The organism is Caballeronia mineralivorans PML1(12), from assembly GCF_001028175.1.
Lineage (GTDB): Bacteria > Pseudomonadota > Gammaproteobacteria > Burkholderiales > Burkholderiaceae > Caballeronia > Caballeronia mineralivorans.
Genome location: NZ_AEJF01000034.1, coordinates 1 through 372, shown reverse-complemented (window position 1 = coordinate 372; position 372 = coordinate 1). Strand labels below are relative to the sequence as shown.

The following is a 372-nucleotide window of genomic DNA, read 5'->3' as shown; positions in this document are numbered from 1 at the left end:
CCTTCAGCTGACTGATGCCACCTTCGTATCCAGCGTCCTGCAATTCGCGTAGCAGAACCGTCGCCGGAATCCAGTGCGGTCGCGCGGCGGCGACACGCTCCACCAGATAGTCCTTGAACGGGTCGAGCTTCGTTGCTCGAGGCTCACGCTGGCTGTAACGGTTCGCCTGTTCGTCTCTCAGATAGCGGCGCACGGTGTTACGCGATAAACCCGTTTGCCTCGCTATCTCACGCACCGCCGTCCCGCGTCGGGCCAATACCTTGATTTCCACTGCTTGCTCCTGAGTCAGCATCGGCGGCAAAAGCCGCCATCGTCTCCCAGGTGGGTCAGGTTTACTTCGGCGATAGGGTCATTTTTACATCGGCGCTAACA

The 372-nt window shown here is 59.4% G+C and carries 1 protein-coding gene; it reads right to left on the bottom strand.

Annotated elements, in window-relative coordinates:
* Nucleotides 1-292, bottom strand: a 292-nt coding sequence (locus EOS_RS04625) for an IS21 family transposase (protein WP_047845421.1), incomplete at its 3' end; no start/stop codon positions are given.
* Nucleotides 293-372 lie beyond the last annotated feature (80 nt).